The organism is Kitasatospora sp. MBT66, from assembly GCF_000710405.2.
Lineage (GTDB): Bacteria > Actinomycetota > Actinomycetes > Streptomycetales > Streptomycetaceae > Kitasatospora > Kitasatospora purpeofusca.
Genome location: NZ_JAIY01000006.1, coordinates 794,730 through 819,340 on the forward strand (window position 1 = coordinate 794,730; position 24,611 = coordinate 819,340).

A 24,611-nucleotide genomic window follows, 5' to 3' on the forward strand; every position below is an offset into this window, starting at 1 on the left:
CTAAGTCAAGGTGTGCTTCAGTCCGCTGAGAGGAGGGGGTGCGCAAGCCGAACGATACAAATTCACCCCAACGGGTGAAGATCGAGACCTTCCCTGCTTGTTCGCGCCGATGGTCGCCACGATGAGTCGTGAGTGATCGCCGGCGACCACGCCGGCCCATGAGGGAAGGTCGGAAACATCTGATGGTGGATGCACTGAAATCGCGGCAGGCCCCGGAGGGCGCTCAGGTCTTCTTCGTCTCGCCCGCTGCCGGGGCAACGGTCGAGAAGACGTTCACCGTCAAGCTCGGCGTCGAGGGCATGGGGCTCAAGCCTGCGGGCGATCAGACGCCACACACCGGTCACCTGGTGGTGGCGATCGACGCTCCGGCCTTCCGCAGTGACCAGCCGGTCCCGACCTCGCGTGTCGAGCCGGGCGCCGTCCTCGCCACCCCCGCTGTCGTCAACCTCAGCAAGGCCGAGACGACGGCGGAATTCGTGCTCGCCCCCGGGCAGCACACGCTTCGCGCGGAAATCGTCGATCAGTACCACGTGCCGTTCAAGCCGAGCATCTCCAGTGAGATCACCGTCACCGTCGCCTGACGCAGCGGCTTCGTGGCTGGGCCCCGCCCGAAGGGCGGGGCCCAGCGCATTTGAAGAGCGCACTTCGCGATCTGTCAGTTGCTCATGGTGACATCCGGTGGGGTGGAGCCCGGTCGGCTGGTGGGCATGCCGAGCGTGACGGTGGTTCGGCGGGTGAGGCGGGCGGCGTCGGCTTGCTTGGCGCGGACGAAGGTCAGGGTCAGGTCGATGCCCTCGATCTCCCCGAGCCACTGCTCTTCCTCGGCGCGCTTGCGCCGCAGGATGAGGTCTGTCTCGATCTCCGCGAGGCGGGGCAGCATCTTGGGGTTGACCTGCAGGACGGGGCAGCGGATGCAGGCGTGTTCGTGCTGGCAGGGCGATCCGTAGGGGCGCGCGCAGTTGCCGAGCTCGACCTTGCGCCGGTCGAAGTGCTCCTCGAACTCCGCCCACTCCTCCGCCGTGACGTCGGCGTACTCCTCCTCCGGCCGCATGGACCGGCGGTTGTTGAGGAACTCCTGGAACGACTTCACGACGTCTTCGGCGAAGACCGCGACATAGCCCTGGGTGGTCTGCAGGTTGAGGTGGCCGAGCAGGGCGGCGCCGATGTGGATCGGCAGTCCGCCGTTGACGATCTCGGTGGCGAACAGTCGGCGGAAGTCGTGCGGGGTGAACTTGGTGTCCTCGAACGCGGGGTTGGTGGCGGCGATTTCCTCGCAGCTGCGGCCGATCATGTGCAGGACGGTGGCCGGCGAGATGACGTTCAAGACCGTCCCCAGTCGGCGCTGGAAGAGGAACGGCATGGGCTCTGACCAGGTCTTCTCGTGCCCGTCGTAGCGGGTGAGGAGCTGGATGGGCCGACCGCCCCTGGTGTGGCGGCGGATGATCTGGGCGATGACGTGGAACAGCTCGGCAGACATTGGGATGACCCGCTCGCGTTCGCTCTTGGACGGGGCGACGACCAGCAGGGCGATGACCTCGCCGTTGGGGCGCTCGTATTGACGGATGCTCAGGTGGGTGAGCTCGGTGAGCTCCTCGACCCGGATGCCGCTGTGCCGGAGCACTTCGACGGCGGCCCACTCCCAGAACGCGGCGTCCTCAACGAGGGTGAGGTTGATCGTCTCGCCGGTGGCGTGGTCGACGACGCGGACGGCTGGATCGGTCAGGATCTTCGCGCGGCGCCGGTCCTCGCGGGAGTCGGAGCGGCTGTAGCGGTGGCCGTTGTGGGTGAACGTCTGGCCGAGCGGGAGAGTGCGGGCGGCGTCCAGCAGGCCGGCCAGGTGCTCGAACCGGTCCTCCAGGTGGCGGACCAGGACGGGCAGCAGGGGCTGGCGGACGCGGGTGCGGTCGGCCATGCGCCGGTTGACGTCACGTCGGCGTTTGCCGAAGCCCTTGAGGTCGCGGGGCAGGATCGGGCAGGGCGCGACCCAGTGGGCCCAGCGTTCGGGCTCGGCGACGGCCCAGCTGTGCAGGTCCATGTAGAGACCGCGGACGGCCAGCAGGACGGAGGCGACATCCTTGCGCCGACGGGTGTAGTCGGTGCGGCCGTTCTTGCGCCAGTACTGGATCTCCGCCCGCCACTGGTCGTAGAGCTCCGGGCTGAGGGCCAGGTCCTTCTGGCCGGGGTTGAGCTCCTCGACGACGTCCCAGAACTGCCCGGCGATGTTGCGGGCGAGGCCCTCCAGGGTGTTGTAGTCGGTGTCGGCCCGGCGGCGGGTGAGGTAGTCGACCAGGAGCTGGCGGACGTCGGCGTTGGCGAAGCGGTAGCGGCCGACGAGTTCCTCGACGGTGCGCTGGCCGTTGTAGATGAACGTCCGCAGGGTGGGCGCGGTGCCGGCCGGGAAGTGGCCGATCTTGTGGAGGATCTCCCAGGCGGCGAGCGCGGAGAAGCGGGTGGTGTCGTTGTTGGCGCCCGGCGTCACCCCCAGGCGCTTGCACTCCAGCGAATAGTGCAGCAGCGCGGACGGGGTCAGGTCGGCCAGGTCGATTCCCTGGGTGGTGAGCGCGCAGGCGACGTCGAACTTGGCCCGGTTGCGGTGGACCTCGCTGATCTGGAGCTGGGCGTCGACGGCCGCGTAGTAGGCGTCGACGAGGGGGTCGTTCTGGATCTTCCGGAACGTCTCGGGGTAGCCGGCGAACCGGTTGGCCCGGAATCCGGCCAGTGAGGGCTGGATGATCCGGGCGGAGAACACCGCCCTGAGCGCCGCCGTCGCGTTGCTGCCGTCGTAACCGATCCCGGGACGGCCCAGGATGTTGACCGGCGGGGCCTTCTCGACGTTGAAGCCGCTGTTCTCCCAGCGCTCCTGCCAGGTGGCGCCGGGCAGGGTCTCAAGGTGGCCGAACAGCACCCGGACGCCGGCTGCGAGCTTGATTGCTCCGTGCCGGGTGCGGGTCGGGCTGATGTCGCGGACCAAGTCGGCGACCTCTTCCGTGCCGGCGGTCGACCAGTCGCCGACCGGGGCCGGGGGCTTGTCGGGCCGGGGTGCCGGGGCGGCCTTGACCATGGCGCTGGTGAAGCGCGTCGGCTCCGGCGTGCGCGGCATCTCGTCGTAGTTCTGGCGCCGGTTGCGGGTGGTGTAGGTCTCGGCGAGGACTCCGCGGTTAGCCACCGAACACCGCCTTCATGTCCTCAGGGTCGTAGCCGGGGGCGAAGGTCCGCTGGACGCGGGGCCGGTTGTAGTGGGCCTGGAGGGCGTCGAAGAGGTCCTCGACGCGCTCGTTCAGGTAGATGCCGGTGGTGGCCAAGTCGGAGTGCCGCAGGATCGCGCGGACCTGGGCGAGAGTGAGGCTGGGGTCGTTGGCCATGCGCTTGGCGGCGGTGTGCCGCAGGTCATGCAAGGTCCAGTTCGTGCCGAGCTTCTCGTTGGCGCGCTGGATCACCCGGCGCATCGCCCAGTAGGTCAGCGGCCGGTCCGGGCCCCGGCGGGTGCGCAGGACCGGCTCGGTGGCCGGCGGCAGGCCGATCGTGTCGAGGTAGGCGGCCAGGATGATGAGGGCCTGGGGGCTGGCCGGGACCTGTTCGCGGTCGTCGGTGCCCTTGGTGACGACCCAGAACAGCTGCTTGGCCCAGTCGATGTCGCAGGGCCGGACGCCGAGCAGTTCGCTGGCGCGGGCGCCGCTGGAGACGTAGAGCAGGACGGCGGCGCGGTCCCGGTCGCAGGTCATCGCCCCGAAGAACTCGTCCCAGAGCGAGTCGGGGATCGAGCGCGGAGCGGTCTTGGGGACCTTCTGGCGAAGGCGTGAGCGGCGGAACGGCGTGCGCGGGCTGTCCGGGCTCTTGCTGGGCGCGGTCCGGCGCACCGGCGCCGACTCCGGGACCGGGTTGACCAGCGGGCCTCGGTTGTAGTGCCGGTGGTAGGCGTAGAAGCTGCTGACGACGGTCAGGCAGTGGTTGATGGTGGTGGGCGCGTAGCCGGCCTTGAGGTAGGGCTTGCCGGTGCGCGGGTTCACCGACCCGGGCGGCGGGGAGTCGGGGTTGCTGCGGCGGCGCTGCGGGTTCGGGGCGACGCGCAGCCAGCCGACCATCGCGGTGGTTTCGGCCTCGGTCGCGCGGTCCCAGTCGACATCGAGGTGCCAGAGCACCCGGAACCATCTCAGCAGGTCATAGGCGTAGCTCTTGGCGGTCAGCGGCCGGTTGTCGTCTAGGACCAGGCCGAGCAGGTATGGGGCGACCGGGGCGACGACGTTGCCGTCAGCGTCCAGGACGGCGTACCCGGGTATGGACTCGATCTTGGTGACGGACCCGATCCGGGGCACATTGGCCCGCCCCTCGATCAGCTGGCGGTGGAGGTCTTGCTGCACAACGTTCCTTGCAGGTGGAGAGCGTGTCGCTCCATGATCGGAAGCGGTTAGTGCAGTTAACACACCGGAACCTGGTCGGGTGCTCCCCCGGCGGAAGCTCGCTCACCAGCAGTCCCTGTTCGGCGATCCGGCGGATCAGCGCGGTGTTGCCCCGCGGGTAGGCCACGTCCACCCCGCAGGCCAGGACACCGACCGTCGGACCGCCGACCGCCAGCGCGCCCCGGTGGGCGGCCGCGTCGATCCCGTAGGCGCCGCCGGACACGACCACCCAGCCGCGCTCGGCGAGCTGTGCGGCGAGATCACCGGCGACGTGCGCACCGTACGCCGTGCAGGCCCGGGCCCCGACCACCGCGACCGATCGCAGGGCGAGCAGGCGCAGCGACCCCGTCCCGAGCACCCAGAGCCCGGTGGGCCGACCCTCCCCGAGGTCGTCCAGCTGGCTCGGCCACTCGGTGTCGCCCGGAATGATGAAGCGCCCGCCGACCGCGCGCACCCGCTCCAGATCGGCGACCGGATCGAGGTCGACCGCCCGGGCCCGGAAGGCCGCCAGTCTGGCGCTGTCCACGCCCAGCTGCTCGGCCGGGGCGTCGCCCCGGATCGCCCGTACGACGTCCAGTGCGTCGAGGCGGGCGAGCCAGCGGCCGAGCGTGGCGTCCCCCGGTTCGCCGAGCCGGCTGAGCGCAGCCCTGGCGAGGCGCTCCGGCTCGGGCCGGGACCGGGCCTGCGGCCCCGGCTCGGGGACGGCTGCCGGATCGGTGGGCGGGTGCTGCGGGAGGTTGTTCGCGGTGAGACTCATGTGCCGCTCCCCTCGGGCTTCTCGGGCTTCTCGGGCTTCTCGGTGGGGGTGGGTTTGGGCGGGCGGCGGGCGGACCGGGAGCGGGTGGGACGGCGTCCGGCCCGGGCGTCCGGTGACTCCTGAGGTCGCTCCTCCGGCCGCTCGTCCGACCCGTCGCCGGAACGGTCGCCCGTCAGGTTCTCGGCGAGGTCGTCGGACCGGTCGGGGTCGTCGGCACGGTCCGGGCGGTCGGCGGCGGGCCTCGGACTGCGGAAGAACTGCTCCGTCAGTGGAAGCCCCTGTTCCACCCCGGTGCGCAGCACGAGGGCAGTCCGGATGTCGCGCTGTTCGGGGCGGTCCCGGCCGGCGAGGTCGGCGACGGTCCAGGCGACCCGCAGCACCCGGTCCAGACCCCGGGCGGTCAGCAGTCCCCGCTCCAGCTGGCGCGCCGCGTCGTTCAGCGCGCCCGGCGCCAGCTGCCAGCGGGTGCGCAGCTCGTGTCCGGGGACCTCGGCGTTGGTCCGCCACGGTGTGCCCGCGAGCCTGGCCGCCGCGCGCTCCCGCGCCGCCAGTACGCGGGCCGCGACGACCTCGGTGGTCTCCGCCGAGGTGTCGCGCTGCATCAGCTCGGCCCTGGTCACCGGGGCGACCTGGACCTGGAGGTCGACCCGGTCGAGCAGTGGGCCGGACAGCCTGCCCTGGTAGCGGCTGACCATGGCGGGCGTGCACTCGCACCCCTCGCCCCGCCGCGAGTGGCGCCCGCACGGACAGGGGTTGGCTGCCAGACAGAGCAGGAAGCGGGCGGGCAGCCGGAGCGATCCGGCGGACCGCGCGATCACCACCTCGCCGGCTTCGAGCGGTTGGCGAAGCGCGTCCAGGACCCGGACGGGGAACTCGGGCGCTTCGTCGAGGAACAGGACCCCTCGGTGGGCCAGCGAGACCGCACCCGGTCTCGGCAGGCCGCTGCCGCCGCCGACGATGGCGGGCATGGTGGTCGAGTGGTGCGGGGAGCAGTAGGGCGCGCGGTCGATCAGCGGCCGGCCGGCCGGGAGCAGGCCGGCGACGGAGTGGACCGCGGTGACCTCCAGCGCTTCCTTCTGGGTCAGCCTCGGGAGCAGCGCCGGCAGCCGCTCCGCCAGCATCGTCTTGCCCGCGCCCGGCGGGCCCTTGAGGTAGAGGTGGTGACCGCCGGCGGCGGCGATCTCCAGGGCCCGGCGGGCCTCGTACTGTCCGGCCACGTCGGCGAGGTCCATCCGGGCGGCTGCCTCGTCGGGCAGGCCGCGCACCCCGGCGCTGGGGAGCATGAGGCCCGCCATCAGCGGGTCGGGGCGCCCGACGAGGCGGTCGGGGGGCTCCTCCGGCTCGGGGGCGCCGGTGAGCACGGCGATCAGCTGGCGCAGGCTGCGCACGCCGATCACGCTCACTCCGGGGACCAGCTCGGCCTCGGCGGCCGTCTGATCGGCGACCACCACCCGCTCGTAGCCGGCGTCGGCGGCCGCCAGCACCGACGGGAGGATCCCGCGGACCGGACGCACCCGCCCGTCCAGCCCCAGCTCCCCGATGAGCAGCAGGTCGGCGATCGCCGAGGGGTCGAGCCGTTCGGCCGCGGCCAGTACGGCGCAGGCCACGGCGAGGTCGAAGCCGCTGCCGCTCTTGGGCACCGACGCCGGGCTCAGTCCTACGGTCAGTTTGCGCTGCGGCCAGGCCTCGCCGCTGTTCACGACCGCCGCGCGGACCCGGTCGCGGGCCTCGGAGAGCGCCTTGTCGGGCAGGCCGACCAGGGTGAACGCCGCCACCCCGGGCTCCAGGTCGGCCTGGACCTCGACAATCACCCCGTCGACCCCGACCAGGGCCACGGAACACGTCCGGGCGAAGGCCATCTAGACCACCCCCCGCAGGTGGTCGACCGTGGCCGCGCCGCGGACCCGGTTGATGACGGCGACGAGGTCGATCCGGACGCCGCCCGGCGGGACGGGCGCCCATGGCGGGTCGGTGGGGCCGGGCCGGTACTCGGGCCCCGCCAGCCGGGCGAAGTGGCCGGGCCAGCGCTCGGACATCCAGCGCTCGGCCAGGCGGCGCAGCCGGTCCGCCTTGATGTGGTCGATGGCCTCGCTGGGCTGCTGGAAGCTCCGCTCGGAGCGGGTCTTGACCTCGCAGACCGCCACCGTGTCGCCGTCGAGGGCGACGATGTCCAGCTCGCCCTCCACGCACCGCCAGTTGCGGTCGAGGATGCGCAGCCCCTCCTCGGCGAGCCGGCGGGCGGCCACGCTCTCGCCGTAGCGGCCGAGGCCGGTGTTGCCGAGCCTCGCCGGTCCGACCCCGGCGGGCGCGGGCAGGGCCGTTACGGGCGGGGCGGGCTCGGTCGGAGCGGATGCGGGCGTGACGGAGCCCGGGTCGGCCTGCGGGGGCGGGCCTCCCGCAGGACCTCCCGCCGGGGCGCGTGCCGCCCGTCGGCGTGACTGCCCGTCCCGCCGGGCCTTCTCGGTCTGCTGGCGCGTGGCGCGCTCGATGTCCTGCACGGTGACCACCTCCGACGGGGAGGCTGCCGTGCGATCCGGAAGCGGACCAGAGGGTTGTTATTTCCTGTGGAAAACCCGGGCCTGTGGATAACTCCTGTCACCCACGGGAGTGAGAATTCCGGAATATCCGAAATTCCCCTGGACATCCGAGGACCGGGCGGTCCAACGTCAGTTCCCGAAGCCGGACTCGTCCGAGGGCAGCTCCAGATCGCTCTTCGCGAGTTCCTCGATGTTCACGTCCTTGAAGGTCAGCACCCGGACCTTGCGGACGAACCGGGCCGGCCGGTACATGTCCCAGACCCACGCATCCGCCATCGACACCTCGAAGAAGACCTCGCCCTGTACCGAGTGCACCTGCAGCTCGTAGTCATTGGTGAGGTAGAACCGTCGCTCGGTCTCGATCACGTACTTGAACAGGCCGACGACGTCCCGGTACTCCCGGTAGAGCTTGAGCTCCATCTCGGTCTCGTACTTTTCGAGATCTTCGGCACTCATCCAGGCGTCCCCTCAACTTGTCACGTCCACCCATTGTGGACCACCGCACTCACCCTCAGAGCCGTACCGGGGCGACCGGCGGCCCCTCGGTCAACAGCCGCTCCAGAAAGTCCACCAGTCCGACCGGATAGACCGTCTCGGAGGTGGACCGCAATTCCTCGACCGTCCACCAGCGCGCCGCGAGCAACTGGGCGTGTTCGTCCTCGCCCATGCCCGAGTGGTCCAGCCCCGTCCGGGTCGTCCGGGCCAGGTGGAACCACTGTTCCTGCTCGAACCGCTGCCCCTGATAGGAGAACGAAGCATTGCCGTACGCGACCACCGGTCCCAGCTCCACGCCGCGCAACCCGGTCTCCTCCACCAGCTCCCGCTCGGCGGCGTCCCGGACGTTCTCCCCCGGCTCCAGTCCCCCGCCGGGGGTGAACCACCAGGTGACGCCGGGCGTCGCCGGGTCCGAGCCGTGGAAGAGCAGCAGTCGGTCCTGCCCGTCGAGCAGCAGGATCCGCGAGGCCCTGCGCCGCTGTGCCGCCATGACGAGCCTCCACGCTCCCTCCGTCCGCCCCGGTCGTTCCCCCGATCCTGCCACCCGGCGCGGTCGTCCGGGGCGAGGTTCGGCAGAGCGGTCCCGGCGCGGGCGGCACCGGCCGGGGTCAGGCGGTGCGGCGACGGCGGCGCGCCAGGCCCACCGCACCGCCCACCGTCGAGGTCACGACGATCGTCGCCGCGCCTACGACGCTCGCCCAGAACGCGGGCTCCAGCGGCCCCGGGCCCGCCGGCCGGTGCCCGTCGATCGCGTCGAACGCCGAGGTGCCGCTCAGCAGCGCCATCCGGCCGAACGGCAGCACGGTGGCCTCCACCCTGGCCTGCACCTCGGTGGCCGGGACGGTCCCGCCGTCCGTCTCCAGGTGCACCCGGGAGTCGAGCGAGCCGAGCCGGTTGTCACCGAGCAGGAAGAGCCGGCCGGGCGGCACCTCCACATTGAAGGAGGCGCCCTGGGCATCTGTGCCGGCGAGGTAGGGCTCGTCCACCGGCTTGCCGTTCACGGTCAGCCGCCGGTCGCCCTCGCCGACCGCGACGGTGTCCCCTCCGACCGCGACCACGCGCTTGACCATGAGCTCGCCGCCCCAGGCCTGGTCGCGGAAGACCACCACGTCGCCCCGCCCGATGTCCGAGCCGTCGGACTTCCTGGCCAGGACGGTGTCCTGGGCCTGGAGGGTGGGCGCCATCGAGGCGGTCGGGATGTTGTAGGGCCGGTAACTCACGGCGATCACCGCGAAGCCGCCGATCAGCAGGACCAGCCCGAGGCCGAGCAGTACTCCCTGGGCCACGGCCGCGGGTTCGCGCCGGCGGCGGGCAGCGATCGGCGGATTGTCGGTCGCGCGTTCCACGACACTGCTCATCGATACCGTCCAAACCCAGACCGACCCGGAAACGCCCACGGCGCCGCGCCGGGACGACGGGCGGAAAACCCGGCGGGCCGTGGCACGTCCGAGCAGATTACTCGTCGGTACCACGGCCCGCGCAAGACCCGGGCGCCCCCGGCCGTCGTCAGGACCGGTCGTCGCGGTCCGTCCCGTTCCACCGCCGGCGGACCAGCGGGAGCAGTGCGACGGCGCCCACGGCACCGGCCGCGGCCGGAATCGCGGGCAGGGCCGCCGCCGCAAGCCCCTTCTGGTCGAAGGTGTCCGGCACCGGCAGCGTCGCCCAGCGGTTGATCGGCCAGGCCACCACGAAGGCACGCCCGATCACATCGTCCACCGGGACTGTGCCGCCACCCGGCTGGTCCATGTGGAAGCGCGAGTCGAGCGAGTCGGCGCGGTGGTCGCCCATCACCCAGATCCGGCCGTCCGGCACCTTCACCGGACCGAAGGGCTTGGTCCCGCAGGGGGTGTTGCCGGGATAGACGTAAGGCTCGTTGAGCGCGATCCCGTTGACCTTCACCGGGCCCTCGCCCTCGCACTCGACGGTGTCCCCGCCGACCGCGATGACGCGCTTGATGAGGTCCTTCTCGTTGTCGGACGGCATCAGGCCGACGAAGCTCAGCACGTTCTGGACGCCCCGGACGAAGGAGTTGCTGCTCTCGTTGGTGGGCTCGTCCGCCAGCCAGCCGCCCGGGTCGTGGAACACCACGACCTCGCCGCGCTCCGGCTCGGCGCCGAACCACGGGGTGAGCTTGTCCACCAGGACCCGGTCACCGACCTGGAGCGTGTTCTGCATCGACTCCGACGGAATGGAGAACGCCTGGACGAAGAACGTCTTGATCACGAGCGCCAGCACGAGGGCGATGCCGATGAGGATCGGCAGTTCCTTCCAGAACGACCGCGGCTTGCGCTCCTTCCGCTCCGGCTGGTCCTCGGTGCCGCCCGCCGGCTCGGTGCTGTCCGGGGTGGGCTTCGAGACGTCGTCCGTGCCGTCGCCGTGTTCGTCCGCGGAATGGGCCGCCGCGTCCTCGGCCGAGGCCGTAGGCGCCGCGGCATCCGCGGACCGGGCCGCCCGGCCGCCGACACCCTCGGGCTCTCCGGCGCCCGAGCGGGCGCCGATCACCAAATCCCCCACAACGTCTCCTCCCTGCTGTGCGGACGCCTGCGCGTCCGCGCTCACAGTGCCGCACAGCGGGCACCACGTTCCACGATCGGCCGCGCCCGCCGGAACCGCCCCTGCGGGGTGTCCGACACCGGCACAGCCGTCGGGCGCGGCTCGTCGCAACGGCCGCACCCAGCACTTCTCTATCACTCCCGGACATCCGGCTCGCGGTCCCACGCGCGCGTTCCGACCGTCCACCGGCCCGGCCGGGCCTACAGCCTGGGTCGTCCCACCCGGCGGCCGACGAGCGGAAGGATGCCCAACACACCCATAACGAGCGGAGGTTCCTCAGGGATCGGGTCAACACCCACCGCGTTCCGCGCAGTTCCGGGGTCCGTCGGACCCCGCGCCACCGAGGAGAGTGAAACCGGCACATCAAGTTGATGAACCCGGCCGACCGGCCAGGCGATCATGAACGCCCGCCCCAGCACGCCGCTCACCGGAATCGTGCCCTGGCCCGGATTTCCCATGTGGAAACGGGAGTCGGCGGAGACGTCCCGGTGGTCGCCCATCACCCAGAGCCGCCCCGGCGGCACCTTCACCTTGAACGGCTGCCGCGACGGCGGATTGCCCGACGCGAGGTAGGGCTCGTCCAGGGGCTTGCCGTTGAGGAGGAGCCTGCCCTGCTCGTCGCAGCACTCGACCGTGTCGCCGCCGACCCCGATCACCCGCTTGATGAGGTCCTGCTCGCTGTCGGAGGGCAGCAGTCCGACGAAGGTCAGCACCTGCTTGGCCCCGCGCAGGAGCGCACCGTCCGTCGACGCCCCGTGCTGGTTCTCCAGCCAGCCGCCCGGGTCCTTGAACACCACGACCTCGCCGCGCTCCGGCTCGGCGCCGAACCAGGGAGTGAACTTGTCGACCAGAACCCGGTCCCCGATCAGGATCGTCTGCTCCATCGATCCCGAGGGGATCACGAAGACCTGCACCAGAAAGGTCTTCATCACCAGCGCGACGACCAGCGCCACCACGATGATCAGCGGGATCTCCCGCAGATGGGAGCGCCTGCGGCGACGGGCCGCCCTGCGAGCGGTGCGGCGGCGCTCGGCGCGGCCGCGCACCACCGGGGCATCGGCTGCGTCGGCTGCGTCGGCAGTGCCCACCGATCCGCCGGCCTCCCCCGGCCCGGTCCCCGTCCCGGCCCAGGTGGGCTCCCCGGCCCCGGCTTCCGTCCCGGACCCGCCCACCGTCCCGGAGCCGGAGCCGGCTCCGGCCGAGGGCTCGGAGCCGGCGTCCGGGCGGTCGGCGAGCCGCCCCCTACCCCTGCTCCCCATGGCCGCCCGTCCCTTCTGCAGCGGCGTAGGCGTCCGGCCGGTCCAGGTCGGCCCAGTGTCCGACCGGGTAGACCACCCAGGCGGCCCGCCCGATCACCTTGGACTCCGGGACGAAGCCGCCCCCCGGTTCGCCGAGGTGGTCGCGGGAGTCGCGGGAGGCACTGCGGTGGTCGCCCATCACCCAGAGCTTGCCGGGCGGCACCACCACGTCGAAGGCCACATTGGACGGCTCGTCCCCCGGGAAGAGCAAGCCGGACTCGTCGACCGGCACACCGTTGACGGTGATCGGGTGGCCCGGGCCGGCGCTGGTGACACGGTCGCCGCCGATGCCGACGACCCGCTTCACGTAGACGGAGTCACCGGCCGGGACCAGTCCGACCTCCCGGCCGAAGGAGCGCAGCGAGGTCCCGAGGCCCGCGGGTTCGAGGGGCTTGCGCAGAAAGGAGCCGGTGCCGTCGAAGACGACCACGTCGCCGCGGCGCGGATGGCCGCCGAAGGCGTAGGAGAGCTTGTTCACGATCAGGCGGTCACCCGGGCGCAGGGTGTTCTCCATCGATTCGGAGGGCACCGAGAACGGGCGCGCCACGAAGGCGTTCACCAGCAGCAGTACGAACAGGCAGATACCGGTGAGCAGCAACAGCTCGCGCGAGCGCGAGCGCGAGCGCCCGCCCTCCCCCGGGTCCTCGTCCGCAGTGGCCCCGCCGTCCGCGTCGGCCCCGTCGGCCGCGCGGTCCGAGCCGCCCAGACCGTCCAGCCCGTCCGAGGCGCCCGACGGACCTGCGGCGCCCGGGCCGTCCTGCGGCCCCCGGTCGACCGCCTCCCCCGCGTCGGGCGCCACCCTGGCGTCGGGCGCGGAAACGACCGCGGACCGCGTCGGCGAGTCCGCACCGGTGGGTGCGGGACGGCCGTCGCGGTCCGCGGGTGGTTCGTGCGTGCTCATCGGGGGCTGAGCCTACCGTGCGGCAGCTCGGCCCCCCAGAGCTATCCCGATCCCCCGGCGGTGCCGGGGGCCGGTGGATCAGCGGTCGCGCTTCTCCTTGATCTTCGCGGCCTTGCCGCGGAGGTCACGCAGGTAGTACAGCTTGGCGCGGCGAACCGCACCGCGGGTCACGACCTCGATCTTCTCGACGATCGGGGTGTGCACCGGGAAGGTGCGCTCGACACCGACGTTGAAGCTGACCTTGCGAACGGTGAAGGTCTCACCGATGCCGGCGCCGTGACGGCGGATGACGACGCCCTGGAAGACCTGGACACGGGAGCGGTTGCCCTCGATGACCCGGACGTGAACCTTCAGGGTGTCACCGGCGCGAAAGGCCGGAATGTCGCTACGCAGCGAAGCCGCGTCGACAGCAGCGAGCTTGTTGCTCATGTTGCTCTCCATCGCAGGCGCCACGGGCCGCCCACGGAAGTCGTCACAAATGGGGTTCGCTGCGGGCCGCACCGGTTACCGACGAGCCCCCCGTGGCGGGGGCGACGGACCACGTGACCCCTACGGGAGGAGCCCAGCGACAGACAGCAGCGGCCTATTCTTCCACACCATCGGCCGCGGACCGAAATCGGCCGAGGTGCTCGTCCCAGGCCAGGCCGAGCACGCTGAGCGCCTCGCGGTCCTTCTTGTCGAAGTCCGCGTGCCGCCAGCGCGCCACCAGGTCCGCCCGGTTCGCCAGCGTGCGGGCGAAGGCCTGCTCGCGGCGCCAGCGGGCGATCCGGCCGTGGTTCCCGCTCAGCAGGACGTCCGGCACGGTGCGGCCGCGCCACTCGGCGGGCTTGGTGTAGACGGGCCCCTCCAGCAGGTCGGCCATCGCGCCGGGCGCGAAGGAGTCGTCCCGGTGGGACTCGGCGTTGCCGAGCACGCCGGGCAGCAGCCGGGCGATCGCCTCGACCATGACCAGCACCGCGACCTCGCCGCCGGCCAGCACATAGTCGCCGATCGACGCCTCGACCACCGGCATCCGGGTGGCCGCCTCCTCGATGACCCGCCGGTCGATGCCCTCGTACCGGGCCGGGGTGAACGCCAGCCAGGGCCGGCCGGCCAGCTCCTGCGCGAGTTCCTGGGTGAACGGCCGGCCGCTGGGGGTGGGCACCACCAGGGTCGGCACCTCGCCCTCCGGCCCCTGGCCGAGCACCGCGTCCAGGGCCTCGCCCCACGGCTCGGGCTTCATCACCATGCCGGGGCCGCCGCCGTACGGACTGTCGTCGACGGTCCGGTGCACGTCGTGCGTCCAGTCCCGCAGGTCGTGGACGTGCACGTCGAGCTGGCCGCGGGCGCGGGCCTTGCCGACCAGCGAGATGTTCAGCGGCTCCAGGTACTCGGGGAAGATCGACACGACGTCGATCCGCATCCCGTCCCGCACGGAGGGCCGCTCGGACGACACCGCGGACGACTCCGCGGACGACTCCGCGGACACGCCCACAGGCTCCCCCGCGTCCGCCGTCACGGCCGCCGCGCCTTCCTCGGTGCTCAACGCGATTCCTCCGCGTCACCGGCGTCGGCAGCAGCGTCGTCACCGGCACCGGCCTCGGCGCCGTCACCAGCGCCGTCACCAGCAGCACCGTCACCAGTGCCGTCACCGGCCGCGACCTCGGCCTGGCCCAGGTCGATCAGCCCGACCGGCGGGTCGATCACCGCGCGCTGGTTCTCCAGGTCGATGGTCGGCACGATCCGGGTGACGAAGGGCACCAGTGCCTCCGTACCGTCCGGCTTCCGCACCGTGAGCAGGTCCTGGTACGGCAGGTGGACCACCTCGGTGAGCTCACCGACCAGGGTGCCGTCGAGCAGGACGACGTCCAGGCCGATCAGCTGGTGGTCGTAGTACTCCTCCGGGTCGTCCGGACGCTCCTCCGGGTCCACCTCGGCGATCAGGATCGTGCCCCGCAGCTCCTCGGCGGCGTTGCGGTCCTTGACGCCGGCGAACCGCAGCAGCAGCCGCCCGCTGTGGACCTTGCCCGACTCGACGGTCAGCGGACCCGCGGAGGCCGGGTCGGTGAACAGGACGGCACCGGGCCCGAGCCGGAGCTCGGGCTCGTCGGTGCGGACCTCGACGCTGACGTCCCCCTTGATGCCGTGGGCGCGGCCGATCTTGCCGACGACGAGCTGCACGGTGATCGTTCTCCTGGATGAGTGCTGCGGAGTTGCGAAGTTACGGATTTGCCGCCGGAACGGCGAAAGCCGGCCGGGACGACATGCGTCCCGGCCGGCCTCGAAACCCTGACGGCTGAACGAGCAGCCGGATCAGCGAATGTTGTCCACGTCGACCAGGTCGACCCGGACGTTGCGACCGCCGAGGGCGCCGACGACCGTGCGCAGAGCACGAGCCGTACGACCGCCCCGGCCGATCACCTTGCCGAGGTCATCGGGGTGCACCCGCACCTCGATGGTGTTGCCCCGACGCAGGTTGCGCGAGCGCACCTGCACCTCGTCGGGGTGCTCGACAATGCCCTTCACCAAGTGGTCGAGGGCATCCTCGATCACGCTCAGGCCTCGGCGTCGGCGTCGGCCTCGGCCTTGTCCGACTTCTTGGCCTTCGGGGTGATGGCGACACCGGTGGTGGCGTCCTCGAAGCCGGCGACGGCCTTGGCGAACAGGTGCGAGAAGTCCTCGACCTTCGGCTCGGCAACCAGCAGCGGCGCCGGGGCCGGCAGGCCCTTGAACTTCTGCCAGTCGCCGGTCAGCTTCAGGATCGCGAGCACGGGCTCGGTCGGCTGGGCACCGACGGACAGCCAGTACTGGGCGCGGTCGCTGTCGACCTCGATCTTCGAGGGGTTGTAGGTCGGCTGGTAGAGGCCGATCTCCTCGATCGCACGGCCGTCACGCTTGGTGCGGGCGTCGGCGACGATGATGCGGTAGTGCGGGGAGCGAATCTTGCCGAGACGCTTCAGCTTGATCTTGACTGCCACGGGAGTGGATTCTCCTGGTGTTGACGTGGGTGAGCGGCCCTGCCCTCGCGTGGGGTTGCGTGGTGGGCCGTTCAAGGGACACGCCAGCCGTAGGAGAGAGGGGTCCTGCCCGGCTGCCGGGTACTCAGCGGTCCATTCTGCCACAAGGGCGCCCTACCCCCGAAAACAGGTCGACCGGGAGCCCCCGCTCCCGGTCAGCCCAACACGTGCGCCTTCGCGGCGCACCTCCCTGGCGGATCGCGGTGGACCGCCTCCCGGACCACCGGCCGACTGTCGGCCGATCGCCCGCGGACATCCGCAGACCCCCTGCGGATCCCCTTGCGGTCACCGTTCGTCACTGCGGCCGAACCACTGCCCGCACAGTCGCCGGCCGGCTCTCCTGGTTCCCCGGGCCTCAGGTCTCCCCGAGTCCCGGAACTTCCCGAACTGCGCAATCACGTGAACTGCGCGACCCGGATCACTCGACCCGGACTGCGCGACGCGCGTTGCACCGCTCGCGTGACGCGACCCGCGTTACGCGATCTTGAACGGCTGCTGGCACGCGCCGCAGACGATGGACGCCTGGGCGAGCACCGACGGGACGACCCGGACGTTGCGCCCGCAGCCGCAGACCGCCTTCACCCGGACGCCGCCCCCGGAGGAGCCGTGCCGGGCGGCCGGGCCGCGGAAGGCGCGCGAGGCACCCTCGCCGGCCACCGCCTCCTGGTGCGCGCCGAGGGCGCGGTCCAGGCGTTCGATGGTGTCGGCGTACCGCTCGCGGGTCTCCTTGAGCATGGTCACCTGGGAGAAGCCGCTACTGGCGTGCGGTTCGACCGGGTGCGCCAGGCCCAGCTCGGAGGCCAGGAGCAGGAAGCGCCGGTTGTGGTAGCGGCCGGCGCGCGAGGTGTCCCGGATGTCCCGGGCCGCGGCCAGACCGTGGGCAGCCTCGTGGAGCAGCCGCTCGAAACCGAGCCGGGTGCCACAGGCCGAGGAGGACTCGCCGATCAGCGCCTCGGGCGAGGCGAGGTCGGGGAGGTCCTGGTGGTAGGCCTGGATGTCACTCCAGGCGGCGGCCAGTTCGGCCGCGAGAACGAGGGGCTGTGTCGTGCTCACGCTAGACCAACGATGGAGTAGGAGCTGATGTTCCGCGTGTTCCCGTTCCCCGGGATTTCCCAGGAAACTCTCAGGAATGTGCGACCTCGCGCGAAATGCGCGTTCCGGATCTGACGCAAGACCAACCCCCTACAGGTTCGGGCCCCGTCGAGCTCGACGGGCGCCTCGTCAATTCCGCCCGGAGACGGGCTGTCGCCCCCAGGACGTACGGCCCGCGGTCCTGTCGAGTTGACAGGGCCACGGGCCGTACACCGTACCGCTATTCCGTTAATACCGGCAGTTGACCGACCAGTAGGGATGTCGACAGGTGAGACGTCCGTGGAACAACACCGCTCATCGGACGTTCGAATTTCCTGTCGGCAAGGTCGAGAACCGTCAGAACGCGTCGCCGGGCATCGTTTTACGGCAACATCCTTCGCGCACGGGAAGCGCCGCGGACACCACCGGAAGCCACCCCGGACACCACCTCGGACGCCACCCCGGACACCGCCCGGAAGCGATCGCGGACGCTGCCGCGGAAGCCACCGAACGGTCAGTAGGCGCGCGCGACGATCGCGATGTTGCCGTCCTGGTCGTCCGTCTGCGGCACCGAGCCGTCGGCGGCCACGATGCAGCGGACCGAAACGCCCTGCTCGGCCAGCTTGGCCTCGCCCTCCGGGCCCAGCTCGGCCCAGGAGATCCGGCCCCAGCCGGTGGCGGCGGCCTCGACGGCCTCGTCCAGGTTGGTCACGTCCACCGTGCGGGCCTCGCGGCGCTCGCGCGACTGACGCAGCAGCAGGGCCTGGTCCTCGTCCAGGATGCCCGGGAGGATCGACACCAGCGAGTCGATCGAGACCGGCTCCTTGCCGCCCGGGATCCGGCGGGCCAGCATGGCCGTGCCGTTCTCCAGGTCGCGCGGGCCGACCTCGATCCGCAGCGGAACGCCCTTGAGCTCCCAGTCGACCGCGCGGCGGCCGAACGGGGTGTCGGTGCGGTCGTCGACGACCACGCGGATGCCGGCGGCCTCCAGCGCGGCACCGATCTCACGGACCTTGGCGATCACCGCGTCGTCGCCCTTGATGGCGAGCACGACGGCCTGGACGGCGGCGAGCCGCGGCGGGACGCGCAGGCCGTTGTCGTCGCCGTGGGACATGATCAGGCCGCCGACCATACGGGTCGAGACGCCCCAGGAGGTCTGCCAGACGTACTCGCGCTCGGCACCCTGGAGCTGGTAGGTGGTGTTGAACGCCTTGGCGAAGTTCTGGCCCAGCTCGTGGCTGGTGCCCATCTGCAGCGCCTTGCCGTCGCCCATCATGCCCTCGAGGGTGAGGGTGTTGATGGCGCCCGCGAAGCGCTCCTTGGCGGTCTTGCGGCCGAGCACGACGTCGATGCCGAGCACGTTGGTCATGAAGTCGCCGTAGACCTGGGTGTGGATCATCGAGGCGTAGTCGCGCGCGTCCTCGTAGGTGGCGTGGGCCGTGTGGCCCTCCTGCCAGAGGAACTCGGTGGTGCGCAGGAAGACGCGCGGACGCAGCTCCCAACGGACCACGTTGGCCCACTGGTTGATTAGCAGGGGCAGGTCGCGGTGGCTCTGCACCCACTTCGAGAAGTACTCGTTGATGATGGTCTCGGAGGTCGGCCGGACGACGACCGGCTCGTCCAGCTGCTTGCCACCGCCGTGGGTGACCACCGCGAGCTCGGGGGCGAAGCCCTCGACGTGCTCGGCCTCCTTGGTCAGGTACGACTGCGGGATGAACATCGGGAAGTAGGCGTTCTGGGCACCCGCCTTCTTGATCCGGGCGTCCATCTCCTGCTGCATCCGCTCCCACAGGCCGTAGCCGTACGGTCGGATGACCATGGTGCCGCGCACCGGACCGTTGTCGGCCAGCTCGGCCTTGTTGATGAGGTCCTGGTACCAGCGCGGGAAGTCTTCCGCCTGGGGGGTGAGAACGGGTGCCTTAGCCATGGGCGAATCGTACGGGGAGCGGGCCCCCGACTTCGAATCCGTTCCGGGCCGCCGTCCGGGCACCGTCCTCGGTGTCCCGCACCGGGGCGCACGCCCCCGACGCGCGCGCACCACCCCGCACCCCTCTGGACGCCGCGCCCGAGCCGCTGTTCGCTGGAGTGGGGCGGGACGTCGAGGGGGGTTCGGAGCAGCACCTCGAAAGACCGGATGGGAGGCCGCGATGGCTTCAGCTGGGGTGATCGGCACGACCGCAGTACCCCGAGGCACCGGGCAGGACAACGCCCGGGCCCGGGACTGGGCGGAGATCCAGGAACGGATGCTGGTACCGCTCTACGAGGCCGTCCACGACCGGCTGGAGGTGGGTCCGGCGACCAGCGTGCTGGGCCTGGGCTGCCGCTCCGGTCTCGCCCTGCTGCTGGCGGCCGGACGGGGCGCCCAGGTGACCGGTCTGGAACGGGACGGCGAGCTGCGCGCGCTGGCCGGCGGACGCGGTCTGCGGGTCGGCGCGGGTCACCCGCCGACCGCTGATGTCGCCCGCTCGGCCTATTCGCTGGTCACCGTTTTCGAGCAGCCGCCGCCGGCGGGCGAACCGCGCCGGACGGTCGCGGCGGCGGCCCGGTCGGTACTGCCCGGCGGACACGTGGTGCTGGCCGCCTGGGGACCCAGGGAGCGCTGCGAGAGCGCGGCCGTCCTGGACGTCGCCCGGCGGATGGCCCGGCGCAGCGGCGCGCGCGACCCGTTCGAGCTGAGCCCGCCCGGGGCGCTGGAGGACCTGCTCGCCGGGACCGGCCTGCGCCCGGCGGGCGGCGGGCGGGTCGGCTGCCCCTTCGCCTACCCGGACCTGGACAGTGCCGTGCGCGGGCTGCTCTCCACCGGGCTGTACGACGCGGCGGCGGAGTTCTCCGGGGCGCCGCTGGTCGCGAAGGAGCTGGAGGAGGCGCTGCAGCCCTACCTGCGGGCGGACGGGACGGTGCGGATGGCGAACGTCTTCCGCTATCTGATCGCCGAACGTCCCCGCTGACAGCGGCCCTGCCGAGCCCCCGGCGGCCGCAGTGCGGCAACGACGGAGGGGCGCGCGTCACCTTGACGCACGCCCCTCCGCCCGGGAACCGGGATCCGGGACCGCCCGCGACCGGGCCCCGGCTCAGGCCTGGTCGAGCGTCTTCCGGGGCACCCCCGCCGCCCGGTAGGCCGCCTCCTCGTCCAGCGTCTCCGCCTCCAGCAGCGCCGCCGCCAGCGCGTCCAGCCGGGCCCGCTGCTCGGTCAGCAGCCGCACCGCCTCGTCGTAGCACTCCGCGACGATCCGCCGGGCCTCCTCGTCCACCGCGTCCAGCGTGGTCGGCGCGGCGGAGAGCCCGTACGCCCCCTGCGGGTCGGACGGCACCGCGGTGAGCCGGCCGACCCGCTCGCTCATGCCCCACCGGCCGGCCATGCCGCGGGCGATGTTGGTGACCTGCTCCAGGTCGCTCTCCGCCCCGGTGGTGATGACCCCGTAGACCACCTGCTCGGCCGCCATCCCGCCGAGTGCGCCGATGATCCGGCCGCGCAGGTAGGGCTCGGTGTAGGAGTACCGGTCGGTCTCCGGGGTGGACAGGGTGACCCCGAGGGCGCGGCCGCGCGGCACGATGGTGATCTTGCGGACCGGGTCCGCGCCCGGCTGGAGCATGCCGAGCAGGGCGTGGCCGCTCTCGTGGTACGCCGTCCGCTCGCGTTCGGCCTGCGGCATCACCAGCGGTCGGACGGCGCCCAGCTGGACCTTCTCCAGCGCGTCCGAGAGGTCGCGCTCGTTCACCGCGTCCTGGCGGCGCTTGACCGCCAGCAGCGCCGCCTCGTTGACCAGGTTGGCCAGTTCGGCGCCGGTCATGCCGGGGGTCACCTTGGCCAGCTGACCGAGGTCGGCGTCGCCGGCCAGCGGGACGTGCCGGGAGTGGATCCGCAGGATGGCCGCGCGGCCGTCGCGGTCCGGCGGGCTGACGGTGATCCGCCGGTCGAAGCGGCCGGGGCGCAGCAGGGCCGGGTCGAGCACGTCCGCCCGGTTGGTGGCGGCGATGACGATGACGCCCTCGGAGCCGCTGAAGCCGTCCATCTCGGTGAGGATCTGGTTGAGCGTCTGCTCGCGCTCGTCGTGGCCGCCCATCCCGCCGCCGCTGCCGCGCTGCCGGCCGATGGTGTCGATCTCGTCGATGAAGACGATCGCCGGGGCGACCTTGCGGGCCTCGGCGAAGAGTTCGCGCACCCGGCTGGCGCCGACGCCGACGATCATCTCGATGAACTCGGAGGCGGAGGCCGAGAAGAACGGCACGTCCGCCTCGCCCGCGACGGCCCGGGCCAGCAGGGTCTTGCCGGTGCCGGGCGGGCCGCTGAGCAGGACGCCGCGCGGCATCTTGGCGCCGAGCCGGCGGTACTGCTGCGGGTTCTTCAGGAAGTCGACCACCTCGCTGAGTTCGGCCTCGACCTCGTCGATGCCGGCCACGTCGGCGAAGGTGGTGCGCCGGCCGGCCTCGGCGGTGACCGGCTTGGGCGGGGCCTTGCGGCCGAGCGCGCCGCCGCCGAGGCCGCCGGCCATCCGGCGGGCGAGCAGCACCCAGACCAGGATCAGCAGCAGCATCGGGGCCAGTGAGAGCAGCAGGTTGGCGAGGAAGCTGCGCTGCTGGACGACCGGCGACGCGGTGACCTCGACGCCCTGCTGCTGGAGGGTGGTCCAGAGGTTGTCCCCGGCGAAGACCGGCCGCTGGGTGTCGAACTCGGTGTAGGTGCCCTTGCCGCCGTCCGGCTTCGGCTCGGCGTTCTTGAGGGTGCCCTCGATCGCGTCGCCCTTGGAGTAGATCTTGGTGATGTTGCCCTTGTTCAGCTGGTTGTTGAACTCGGTGTAGGAGATCGTGGTGGCGCCGCCGGGGCCGAAGAAGGACAGCAGCAGATCGCTGATCAGGAACACCACGAGCGCGGTCAGGACGAGGCCCGTCCAGCCGCCGGGCATCCTGCGGCGCGGGGGTGGCGGGGGCGGGGCCCCTTCTGAACGCCACGGCTGGTCGGGGGTCTGGCGCGGCGGTACGGGATCAGTCACCTGTCGGACAATACGGACATCCGCTCGGCGCCTCCAACCGCAACGCCGCTCCCCGGCCGCTCCCCGCCCACCCCCGGAGCACTCCTGGGCCGCTCCCCGACGCCCGGCCGACCGCCCCGCCGACCCGGCCGCCCCGCCGACCCGACCGCCCCGCCGACCCGGCCGACCGCCCCGCCGTCAGCCCCGCTCGTCCACCGCGGCCGACCCGGGCCACTCCTCCGAGGTCAGCGCGAACCGCTCGTGGTCCCGCCAGGCCCCCTGGAGGAACAGCATCCGCGGTGTGAACCCCTCGTGCCGGAAGCCCAGCCGCTTGGCGAGCGCGATCGACCGCCCGTTGTCCGGCTGGACGTTGATCTCCAGCCGGTGCAGCCCGAGACCGCCCTCCGGGTGCCCGGCGAAGCAGGTGTCCAGCACCAGCCGCAGCCCCTCGGTCATCCGCCCGGTGCCGGCGAACGGCAGGAACGAGTCGTAGCCCAGCGAGCCGTTGCAGAAGCGGCCCATCACGATGTTGGCGACATTGACCTTGCCGACCAGTCCGCCGGTCTCCAGGTCGACGATCAGGAAGGTCCGCAGACCCGGCCCCTGGCGTTCCAGCAGGTCCGGCAGCGCGTCCGGCTCGACCGGGTTCCACCGGCCGATGTGCTCGGCGGACCGCCGGACCGCCTCGGCGTACGCCACCTCGTCCCCGGCCCGCGGGGCCCTGATCGATACTCGCATCGGACCATCATCTCGGATGACCATCGGGCATGCGAACGGCCCTCCACCCCGGGCAGACCGGGACGGAGGGCCGTTCGCCCCGGGACCCGCGGGCGGCGGGAAACCGGGTCGGAGGACCGTGGCAGGACCGGGCCGGACTACAGCAGGTCCTTGAACTCCTTGGGCAGCTCGAAGTCGGCCGGGCCCTTGCCCGCGCCGAGGCCGAACGCGCCGCCCTGGGCGGGGGCCTGGTCGGCACCGGGGCCGAGCGCGCGGCGCTCGGCGGCCGCGGCCTCCTCCTGCGCCCGCTTCAGCGGGTTGCCGCTCTTGCGCTTGCCCTTGGCGGCCGGGGCCTTCTTGGTGCTCTTCTTGCCGCCGCCGCCCATGCCGGGGATGCCCGGCATACCGGGGACGCCCTTGCCGGAGGCCATCGCCGACATCATCTTGCGGGCGTCGAAGAACCGCTCGACCAGGTTCTTCACCTCGCCGACCTGGACGCCAGAACCCTTGGCGATACGGGCCCGGCGCGAGCCGTTGATCAGCTCGGGCTCGGCCCGCTCGGCCGGGGTCATCGACTTGATGATGGCGCCGACGCGGTTGACGTCCTTGTCGTCGATGTTGTTGATCTGGTCGCGGATCTGACCCATCCCGGGCAGCATCCCCAGCAGCTTGGAGATCGAGCCCATCTTCTGGACCTGCTCCAGCTGCGACAGGAAGTCGTCCAGCGTGAAGGCCTTCGGGCCGCCGCGCAGCTTGGCGGCGATCTTCTCGGCCTCGGCCTGCGAGAAGGTCTGCTCGGCCTTCTCGATCAGCGAGAGGACGTCACCCATGCCCAGGATGCGCGAGGCCATCCGGTCCGGGTGGAAGGCGTCGAAGTCGTCGACCTTCTCGCCGTTGGAGGCGAACATGATCTGGCGGCCGGTGACGTGCGCGACCGAGAGCGCGGCACCGCCGCGGGCGTCGCCGTCGAGCTTGGAGAGCACCACGCCGGTGAAGTCGACACCGTCGAGGAAGGCCTGCGCGGTGGTGACCGCGTCCTGGCCGATCATCGCGTCGACGACGAACAGGACCTCGTCCGGGTTCACCGCGGCCCGGATGTCGGCGGCCTGCTGCATCAGCTCGGCGTCGATGCCGAGGCGGCCGGCGGTGTCGACGATGACGACGTCGTACTGCTTCTGCTTGGCGTACTCGATCGAGTCCCGGGCCACCTGGACCGGGTCGCCGACGCCGTTGCCCGGCTGCGGTCCGTAGAACGCGACGTCGGCGCGCTCGGCGACGACCTGCAGCTGGTTGACGGCGTTGGGGCGCTGGAGGTCGCAGGCGACCAGCAGCGGGGTGTGCTTCTGCTTCTTCAGCCAGTGGCCGAGCTTGCCCGCGAGGGTGGTCTTGCCGGCACCCTGGAGGCCCGCGAGCATGATCACCGTCGGGCCGCTCTTGGCGAACCGCACCCGGCGGGTCTCGCCGCCGAGAATGGCGACGAGCTCCTCGTTGACGATCTTGATGATCTGCTGCGCCGGGTTCAGCGCACCGGAGACCTCGGAGCCGAGCGCGCGCTCCTTGACCCGCTTGATGAAGGCCCGGACGACCGGCAGCGCGACATCCGCCTCCAGCAGCGCGATGCGGATCTCGCGGGTGGTGGCGTCGATGTCCGCCTCGCTCAGGCGGCCCTTGCCCCGGAGGTTCTTGAACGTCGCTGCGAGGCGATCGGAAAGGGTGTCGAACACGTCGTCGCGGGTCCTCTACGGCATCGGTCTGAGTACGGTCGTCGCCCCCAAGGGTATCCGGCCGGTCCGCGGACGGTCTCCACCCGGGTTCGGGGGAACTCCGGCGGCCCCGCAGGAGCCGCTCAGCCCAGGGCCTCGCGCACCGCCGCCGCCACCTCCCCGGCCCGCTCGGCGGAGAGCGGACGGCCCGCCGCG

General features: G+C 71.9%; 22 protein-coding genes and 1 pseudogene. 2 read left to right on the forward strand and 21 right to left on the reverse strand.

Features of this window, described 5'->3' with window-relative positions:
* The first annotated feature begins 182 nt into the window (after window positions 1–182).
* Window positions 183–581 carry a DUF4399 domain-containing protein gene (locus BI06_RS16010; protein ID WP_043463557.1) on the forward strand — a complete coding sequence of 133 codons (399 nt, stop codon included), beginning with the start codon at window positions 183–185 and terminating at the stop codon, window positions 579–581.
* 74 nt (window positions 582–655) lie between these two features.
* Here BI06_RS16010 and BI06_RS55170 read toward each other — a convergent pair whose 3' ends face one another.
* From BI06_RS55170 to proS, 18 genes and pseudogenes are all read right to left on the reverse strand, one after another.
* The gene (locus BI06_RS55170; protein WP_304440867.1) at window positions 656–3,166 is read right to left on the reverse strand and encodes a site-specific integrase; all 2,511 of its coding nucleotides are present in this window, start codon (window positions 3,164–3,166) and stop codon (window positions 656–658) included.
* The gene (locus BI06_RS16020; protein ID WP_082558155.1) at window positions 3,159–4,358 is read right to left on the reverse strand and encodes a site-specific integrase; all 1,200 of its coding nucleotides are present in this window, start codon (window positions 4,356–4,358) and stop codon (window positions 3,159–3,161) included. Before BI06_RS16020 ends, BI06_RS55170 begins: the two co-directional genes overlap by 8 nt.
* Window positions 4,249–5,154 (reverse strand): DNA-processing protein DprA, encoded by a 906-nt coding sequence (locus tag BI06_RS46365; RefSeq protein ID WP_082558507.1) that lies wholly within the window; start codon window positions 5,152–5,154, stop codon window positions 4,249–4,251. Before BI06_RS46365 ends, BI06_RS16020 begins: the two co-directional genes overlap by 110 nt.
* 266 nt (window positions 5,155–5,420) lie before the next feature.
* A pseudogene (locus tag BI06_RS16030) lies at window positions 5,421–7,013 on the reverse strand (YifB family Mg chelatase-like AAA ATPase); the annotation flags it as partial.
* Window positions 7,014–7,469, reverse strand: coding sequence for a YraN family protein (locus BI06_RS16035; protein ID WP_030396747.1), 456 nt, complete (start codon window positions 7,467–7,469; stop codon window positions 7,014–7,016). It lies immediately after the preceding pseudogene.
* Window positions 7,470–7,820: 351 nt separating this feature from the next.
* Entirely contained in the window at window positions 7,821–8,147 is a 327-nt protein-coding gene (locus BI06_RS16040) for a DUF2469 domain-containing protein (protein WP_030056781.1), read from the reverse strand.
* Window positions 8,148–8,202: 55 nt separating this feature from the next.
* On the reverse strand, window positions 8,203–8,676 hold the full coding sequence (locus tag BI06_RS16045) for an NUDIX hydrolase (protein WP_043468754.1): 474 nt from the start codon (window positions 8,674–8,676) through the stop codon (window positions 8,203–8,205).
* A 118-nt stretch (window positions 8,677–8,794) separates the two neighbouring features.
* Complete coding sequence (gene lepB / locus BI06_RS16050) at window positions 8,795–9,544, reverse strand: signal peptidase I (RefSeq protein ID WP_082558509.1); 750 nt, start codon at window positions 9,542–9,544, stop codon at window positions 8,795–8,797.
* Between the two features lie 148 nt (window positions 9,545–9,692).
* The gene (gene lepB, locus BI06_RS16055) at window positions 9,693–10,700 is read right to left on the reverse strand and encodes a signal peptidase I (protein WP_030396744.1); all 1,008 of its coding nucleotides are present in this window, start codon (window positions 10,698–10,700) and stop codon (window positions 9,693–9,695) included.
* A gap of 239 nt (window positions 10,701–10,939) precedes the next feature.
* Complete coding sequence (gene lepB / locus BI06_RS16060) at window positions 10,940–11,785, reverse strand: signal peptidase I (protein WP_369826130.1); 846 nt, start codon at window positions 11,783–11,785, stop codon at window positions 10,940–10,942.
* A 196-nt stretch (window positions 11,786–11,981) separates the two neighbouring features.
* Window positions 11,982–12,938 (reverse strand): signal peptidase I, encoded by a 957-nt coding sequence (gene lepB, locus BI06_RS16065; protein WP_063794976.1) that lies wholly within the window; start codon window positions 12,936–12,938, stop codon window positions 11,982–11,984.
* Between the two features lie 78 nt (window positions 12,939–13,016).
* The gene (gene rplS / locus BI06_RS16070; protein ID WP_030396741.1) at window positions 13,017–13,367 is read right to left on the reverse strand and encodes a 50S ribosomal protein L19; all 351 of its coding nucleotides are present in this window, start codon (window positions 13,365–13,367) and stop codon (window positions 13,017–13,019) included.
* A 154-nt stretch (window positions 13,368–13,521) separates the two neighbouring features.
* Entirely contained in the window at window positions 13,522–14,340 is an 819-nt protein-coding gene (gene trmD / locus BI06_RS16075) for a tRNA (guanosine(37)-N1)-methyltransferase TrmD (protein WP_030396740.1), read from the reverse strand.
* Window positions 14,341–14,459: 119 nt separating this feature from the next.
* The gene (gene rimM, locus BI06_RS16080) at window positions 14,460–15,098 is read right to left on the reverse strand and encodes a ribosome maturation factor RimM (protein ID WP_030396739.1); all 639 of its coding nucleotides are present in this window, start codon (window positions 15,096–15,098) and stop codon (window positions 14,460–14,462) included.
* Window positions 15,099–15,230: 132 nt separating this feature from the next.
* Window positions 15,231–15,470: an RNA-binding protein gene (locus tag BI06_RS16085; protein ID WP_030056773.1), complete on the reverse strand. Its 240-nt coding sequence runs from the start codon at window positions 15,468–15,470 to the stop codon at window positions 15,231–15,233.
* A gap of 2 nt (window positions 15,471–15,472) precedes the next feature.
* On the reverse strand, window positions 15,473–15,895 hold the full coding sequence (gene rpsP, locus BI06_RS16090; protein WP_030396738.1) for a 30S ribosomal protein S16: 423 nt from the start codon (window positions 15,893–15,895) through the stop codon (window positions 15,473–15,475).
* 513 nt (window positions 15,896–16,408) lie between these two features.
* On the reverse strand, window positions 16,409–16,987 hold the full coding sequence (locus tag BI06_RS16095) for a hypothetical protein (RefSeq protein WP_030396737.1): 579 nt from the start codon (window positions 16,985–16,987) through the stop codon (window positions 16,409–16,411).
* A gap of 532 nt (window positions 16,988–17,519) precedes the next feature.
* Window positions 17,520–18,932, reverse strand: a complete 1,413-nt coding sequence (gene proS, locus BI06_RS16100) for a proline--tRNA ligase (protein WP_030396736.1) — start codon at window positions 18,930–18,932, stop codon at window positions 17,520–17,522.
* A 220-nt stretch (window positions 18,933–19,152) separates the two neighbouring features.
* On the opposite strand from proS, the gene BI06_RS16105 reads away from it, so the two are divergent.
* Window positions 19,153–19,953, forward strand: a complete 801-nt coding sequence (locus tag BI06_RS16105; protein WP_037781673.1) for a class I SAM-dependent methyltransferase — start codon at window positions 19,153–19,155, stop codon at window positions 19,951–19,953.
* 123 nt (window positions 19,954–20,076) lie between these two features.
* Here BI06_RS16105 and ftsH read toward each other — a convergent pair whose 3' ends face one another.
* The 3 genes from ftsH to ffh form a co-directional block, all read right to left on the reverse strand.
* Window positions 20,077–21,996 (reverse strand): ATP-dependent zinc metalloprotease FtsH, encoded by a 1,920-nt coding sequence (gene ftsH / locus BI06_RS16110; protein WP_043468759.1) that lies wholly within the window; start codon window positions 21,994–21,996, stop codon window positions 20,077–20,079.
* Between the two features lie 177 nt (window positions 21,997–22,173).
* Window positions 22,174–22,713 carry a GNAT family N-acetyltransferase gene (locus tag BI06_RS16115; protein ID WP_037781671.1) on the reverse strand — a complete coding sequence of 180 codons (540 nt, stop codon included), beginning with the start codon at window positions 22,711–22,713 and terminating at the stop codon, window positions 22,174–22,176.
* Between the two features lie 137 nt (window positions 22,714–22,850).
* Complete coding sequence (gene ffh, locus BI06_RS16120; RefSeq protein ID WP_030396732.1) at window positions 22,851–24,416, reverse strand: signal recognition particle protein; 1,566 nt, start codon at window positions 24,414–24,416, stop codon at window positions 22,851–22,853.
* Between the last annotated feature and the right edge of the window lie 195 nt (window positions 24,417–24,611).